Below are 5,927 nucleotides of genomic sequence, written 5' to 3'. Positions count from 1 at the left end.
TAATCTAGATTAATGGCTAATAACTATTGTTTGTATAGAAATTATTTATAACAAAGGACTGTTTAAAATGAAAATATATAGCCATGAAAACCAAATGCTTCATCATCCAAAAACGTATTTTTCTCGTGGACAAATGCGAGAGCCACAAGAGAAGCCTGAGCGCTTAACAGAATTATTAAAAGCGCCAAAAGCGTTGGGGTTAGAAGTTATTACTGCCAAAGATAAGGGCATTGAACCGATATTGGCTGTACATGATTTTGATTACGTCGAGTTTTTGAAGTATGGGCATGATGCATGGATGGCTGTAGATGAAGATATGGGGGAGGAAATTCAAACCACTGTTTATATTCCAAATAATTCTGGACTTGGTATCTTGGCTAAAGCCGCTAAATATCAAGCCGATGGTAGCGCACCTATTGGTAAGCATTCGTGGACATCCATCTACTGGTCTGCCCAAACTGCACTCAATGCTGCAGATTCATTATTGGAAAATGCGACAAGTCAAAATGCTATTCAAGTCTGTATTACCAGACCTGCAGGCCATCATGCACGTAAAAGTGCCGCTGGTGGTTTTTGTTATCTAAATAATGCGGCGATTGTTGCTGAGCATCTTCGTCAAAAATACCAAAAAATAGCCATCATAGATACTGATATGCATCATGGTCAGGGTATTCAAGAGATATTCTATGATCGTAAAGATGTACTCTATACCTCAGTACATGGTAGTCCTATTAATTTTTATCCGGTTGTTGCAGGTCATGAGCATGAAAGAGGTGAGGGAGAAGGATACGGGTATAACATCAATTTTCCCATGCCTCATGGTACCGATGAAGCTGGATTTTTTGAATATGTTGATCAATCAATAGCATCTTTAAAATTGTTCAATCCTGATGTAATCGTCCATGTCTTAGGATTCGATGTTTACAAAGATGACCCTCAAGCCAAATGTGAAGTTAGTACGCAGGGCTTTAAAGTTTTAGCGCAAAAGCTCAAAGCATTAAACAAACCAGTCATTGTCTTAGTAGAGGGCGGTTACTGTATAGAAAAGCTGAACGAAAACCTACAGGCATTTTTGTCTGGACTCAGTGAATAAAAAAGTTATGTTTAATAAGTAAGTAAGAAACTACTGTTGAAAGGACTTCAACAAGCAAAATATGCAAGAAAGTACAGGGAGCGTTAAATATGTATGATTCGCAGGAACGTTTAATTTTAGGCTTTTTGATTGTTATATATTTCTTTTTCTTATTTGGCGTCTCGCTTTATATCAACAAAAAGAGCATTAAAACCTACGATGACTTCAACGTTGCAGGAAGATCGGTATCCCTATTTCCACTTATTTTGACCTTTGTGGGCACTGCGGTTGGTGGTGCCACTCTGCTAGGTTTTATGGAAAATGGCTTTTTATTTGGAATGGGTCAACAGTGGTTAAATTTTTCAATTTTCCTTGCTGGTGTGGTAATGCTCGCGTTTTTCTTAAAAAGGATTCGTGCGCTTGGTGAAAAGTATGAAATGGTCACTATTGCAGATTTTACGGTATTGAGGTTTGGCGAAGGTGCTAGGATTCCCACGGTAGCCAGTACCATGGTTGCCTATAGTGCGATAACAGGATTACAGTTCGTAGCCATCGCCACTATCATCAATTTAACCATGGGACTGAATTTAACCACGGGTATACTAATCAGTTGGGCAATGCTGACATTGAAGACCTATTTTGGTGGTATGAAATCAGTCATTTGGCAAGATGCATTCCATGGCACGATACAGACAGTTGGCGTTTTTATTCTATTTGTCGTCGTTATCATCGCTTCAGGTGGCTTAGAAGCAGTGCAGCTTAATGTAGCAGCGTCTGATCAACCTGATTTTTTAAATATTATGGGTATACCTCCTTCTGAGGTGTTCGTTTATCTGCTAACTATTGGTGCTTACCAGATGGTTAGACAGGACTTATGGCAAAGATTTTGGGCTGCTGGAAGTGCTAAAACAGCTAGAATTGGATATTGGATAGCGATTATCTTAGGGGCTGTCACTGCTTTTATGATTATTGCCATTGGCGTTATGGCCCGCTTCGGACTCAATTTGGGAGACATTGATTCAAACTTGACTTACTACGCAGTGATCGGTGATGTCTTTAGTTTTCCAATGGTGGTAGTAATGATTATTGCCTTATTTGCCACAGTTATTTCAACAGCCGATTCGTTCTTCATGGCCGGTGCCTCTTCAATTGCAAACGATATTATTAGACCCAAGCTCAAAGAGACACCAGATCTTGATAAGCGTTTATTAAAATATAGCCGTATATCTGTCATAGCAGTTTCTATCCTCTCACTTCTACTTGCTCTTTACATCCCTCAATTGGTTAACTTATTTGTGACAGGCGCTGCTATGTTAGTGTCGAGTCTATTAGCACCCGTTATCGCTGGTCTCTTTTGGAAAAGAGCCACTCGATTAGGTGGAACGGTGGCAATGTGGATTGGTCTAATTGTGGCCGTTATTTGGCAAGTGCTTGGTCATCCATATGGCCTACACCCTGTATTCATAGGTTTACCAATTTCGATGCTATTGGTTGTTTTTGTATCATTAGCGACCAGTGACACAAGTAGTGAGATTTAGATTTTCTAATTAAGTAAAGTTAGTTAAATTTTGTTTAATTAAAACAAGGATGTTTGGTATGAAAGTTTCGATTCTAAAAGTGTTCGGTTATGGCGACATCTATTTCAATGTAGCGAGTGCAGTCGTAAATGTGATTAATAGTCAGGTTCAATGCTCTATTATCAATGTGAGGTTTCTATGTCTAAACAATTAACTTCTACTCTAGATAATAGTGATGTAGAGAAAAGCTTTAGCTGGCGGACGCTCGGCCCTGGTATCTTATTAGCATCGGCAGCTATTGGCGGCTCACACTTAATATCCTCTACTCAAGCTGGAGCAACTTATGGTTGGCAATTGGCAGGTCTGATAATCATAACCAATCTATTGAAGTATCCGTTTTTTCGTTTTGGTACTGATTATGTTTATGGCACTGGTGAGTCTTTGATCGCAGGTTACTATAAAAAATCAAAAATTTATCTGGGTATTTATCTATTCTTATCAATGTTTGCATCGGTAGTAGGGACAGGTGCTGTTGCCTTGCTTTGTGCCGCTATTTTAGGATTTATGCTCCCTGCCAGCCTCGGGCTGTCGACCATTACACTATCTATTATTGTGATGGTTATCTCCTGGGTGTTTTTGGTTGCAGGACATTATAAACTGCTTGATAGTGTGAATAAGTGGATTATTATTGCTCTGACATTTGGCTCCCTTATTGCTGTTATTATCGCTGCGGGTAAGCCTACAGTGATGACAGCAGATTTTGTAGCAACGTCACCTTGGAGTTTAGCGACTTTAGGCTTTCTTGTAGCGCTAATGGGATGGATGCCTGCTCCCATGGAGTTTTCAGCCATCAACTCGATGTGGATATCAGCAAAAATCAAAGCTGAAAATACCACATATCGCCAAGGCTTGACTGATTTTAACGTGGGGTACTCTGTCTCTACAATTTTAGCCTTGGTATTCTTGGGATTGGGAGTGTTTGTTCAATACGGTTCTGGCCAAGAGATTCAAACAGCAGGCAGTGATTATGTAGGTCAATTGATCAATATGTATACCGCCACTATCGGTGAATGGTCCAGATTCCTTGTCGCTTTTGTGGCATTCATGTGCATGTTCGGGACAACGCTTACCAGCGCAGATGGTACCGCGCGTGCAAATTCTGAATGTTTGCGACTTTTTAAAGGTAATAAAGAGATTACCAATGGACAAATATTCTTTTGGACGAGCTATGCCATATTTGGCGGACTTATAATCATCCTTTTCTTTACTGGTCAACTTGGCTCAATGCTCAAATTCGCTATGATTGCCGCTTTTATTGCAGCGCCTATTGTTGGTGGTCTGAACTATGTATTGATTAAAGATCACAAAAAATTATCCACGCTCATGAATGTATGGGCAATTTTGGGATTAATATTCTTAACTGGGATTGCTCTGTTGTTCATCGCTAATTTATTAGGATTTTTTAGCTGAACAAATACATTTAGTTAACAGTATGCTTATGTGCAGTAAAGAGTAAAAATTAAGAAAATAGAAGTTAAGGAAATAAGAATGAAAAATACAAATCATGGTGGTCAAGCGATCGTAGATAGCCTGCAATTGCACGGAGTAAATCGTGCTTATGTCGTTCCAGGGGAGAGTTATCTTTCGGTATTGGATGGTTTATATAATGCTGATATCCAGACAGTGGTATGTCGTCATGAGGCTGCCTGTACTTATATGGCAGACGCCCATGGTAAGTTTACTGGTCAGCCAGGCATTGCTATGGTGACACGCGGACCAGGAGCGGCGCAAGCCTATACTGGCATCCATACGGCGTGGCAAGATGGGGTGCCACTCATATTATTTATCGGTTTAGTACCAGTAGCGGATAGGCAACGTGAGTCATTTCAAGAATTTGATCCTAATCAATGGTTCTCTAGCCAATGTAAGCGGGTCTTTATATTAGACGAAGTATCAAGGGCGTCTGAAATTGTAGCGAAGGCTTTTCATGCGGCATTAGAAGGACGCCCTGGTCCTGTTGTCGTAGGATTACCTGAAGATATTATTCAGCAAGAGTTCCATGGTCAAATGCATCCGGTGATACCAGTGGCTGAGGGCTGTATCAGTGCTGACAAGCTTGATATTATCAAAGATGCTTTGGCAAAATCTGTGCAGCCATTGATTTTTGCTGGCGGTCAGAATTGGTCTGATGACGCTACCAAGCAACTAACAACGTTTGCAGAAGACAATTATATTCCAGTGATACATGATTGGCGCGCCTCAGATCGAGTTACCTTTGATTCTCCGGCTCATGCAGGCTACCTGGGTTATGGACGTTCTGACGACTGTGCAGCATTAATTGAAAACGCCGATGTACTGCTTACGATAGGGACGGTGTTGGGTGACGTTGCAAGTGATGGGTATCGATTGCGTCAGTCTTTTGATAAGCCCAATTATATTGTCAATTTAGATACCAGCTTACGCGGTCATAGTGGTGCAGTGACTGAACATATTGTCGCTAGCCCCATTAGTTTCTCTAAAGCTATTAGTAAGTTAGAAATAGGAGGCTCAGATTCTCGTAAAGACTGGTTTAACTATTGTCATGAGCAGCAAAGAAAAGACTGCGCGTTTCCGAAAGTGCAGGCTGAGCAAGATGGTACTGCTTCGTCTTATGCCAGTATGACAGAAGTTATTCGAGAGCTTACCAAGCGCTTACCAAGAAATGCTGTGTATAGTTTTGGCGCGGGCAATCATTGTATATGGGCTCAGCGTTATCTACCCACTCATACCTTTCCAAGTCAGCTTAGTACCAGAAACGGTGCGATGGGTTATAGCCTGCCGGCAGGTATTGTCGCGGCGTTAGAGACGCCAGAGCGTCTGTCAGTCGTAGTAACTGGAGATGGTGAATTCATGATGAATGAAGCAGAGCTATCAACCTCCATACGATATAACGCACCTGTTTTAATTATTCTCATGGACAATCAGCAGTTTGGCACCATTCGCCAGCATCAAGAAGCACATTACCCTGATAGAGTATCGGGGACGCAGCTACAAAACCCTGACTTTGCAGCATTAGCAAATGCCTTTGGTGCGCATGGTATACGAATCGATAATAATAAGAATATTAAGTCCAGTGTAGATGAAGCAATGCGAGTAGTCTTAAAAGACAAAAAAACAGTGTTACTGCATGTGCTTACTGACCCTGAGGATCTTACGCCCTAAGTTTAATGTAGGATATTCCAGCAAAGACACAGGAGTTTTTTAGAAGATACTAGGATTACTTTCACTATCCAGCAGCTTATATTGTATTATGATTTGGACGTTATAATTAAAAGCTGACTATCTATATCTAGATAGGT

The 5,927-nt window shown here is 40.8% G+C and carries 4 protein-coding genes; all 4 read left to right on the top strand.

Annotated elements, in window-relative coordinates; all coding sequences use genetic code 11:
* Positions 1 to 67 precede the first annotated feature (67 nt).
* The 4 genes from PENNN9_RS11700 (at position 68) to PENNN9_RS11685 (ending at position 5,790) form a co-directional block, all read left to right on the top strand.
* Positions 68 to 1,093, top strand: a complete 1,026-nt coding sequence (locus PENNN9_RS11700; RefSeq protein WP_058369845.1) for a histone deacetylase family protein — start codon at positions 68 to 70, stop codon at positions 1,091 to 1,093.
* A gap of 89 nt (positions 1,094 to 1,182) precedes the next feature.
* Entirely contained in the window at positions 1,183 to 2,610 is a 1,428-nt protein-coding gene (locus PENNN9_RS11695) for a sodium:solute symporter family protein (RefSeq protein WP_058369844.1), read from the top strand.
* 177 nt (positions 2,611 to 2,787) lie between these two features.
* Positions 2,788 to 4,059: an NRAMP family divalent metal transporter gene (locus tag PENNN9_RS11690; RefSeq protein WP_058369843.1), complete on the top strand. Its 1,272-nt coding sequence runs from the start codon at positions 2,788 to 2,790 to the stop codon at positions 4,057 to 4,059.
* Positions 4,060 to 4,137: 78 nt separating this feature from the next.
* Positions 4,138 to 5,790, top strand: a complete 1,653-nt coding sequence (locus PENNN9_RS11685) for a thiamine pyrophosphate-dependent enzyme (protein WP_058369842.1) — start codon at positions 4,138 to 4,140, stop codon at positions 5,788 to 5,790.
* Positions 5,791 to 5,927: the final 137 nt, after the last annotated feature.

Source organism: Psychrobacter sp. ENNN9_III (assembly GCF_001462175.1).
Lineage (GTDB): Bacteria > Pseudomonadota > Gammaproteobacteria > Pseudomonadales > Moraxellaceae > Psychrobacter.
Note: the sequence above shows the minus strand (reverse complement) of the source record. Positions and strands in the feature narration are given on the sequence as shown.

What these genes read in the sequence shown, in the direction of transcription:
- PENNN9_RS11685 (WP_058369842.1), top strand. Translation starts at nt 4,138, where the DNA reads ATGAAAAATACAAATCATGGTGGTCAAGCGATCGTAGATAGCCTGCAA.
- PENNN9_RS11690 (WP_058369843.1), top strand. Translation starts at nt 2,788, where the DNA reads ATGTCTAAACAATTAACTTCTACTCTAGATAATAGTGATGTAGAGAAA.
- PENNN9_RS11695 (WP_058369844.1), top strand. Translation starts at nt 1,183, where the DNA reads ATGTATGATTCGCAGGAACGTTTAATTTTAGGCTTTTTGATTGTTATA.
- PENNN9_RS11700 (WP_058369845.1), top strand. Translation starts at nt 68, where the DNA reads ATGAAAATATATAGCCATGAAAACCAAATGCTTCATCATCCAAAAACG.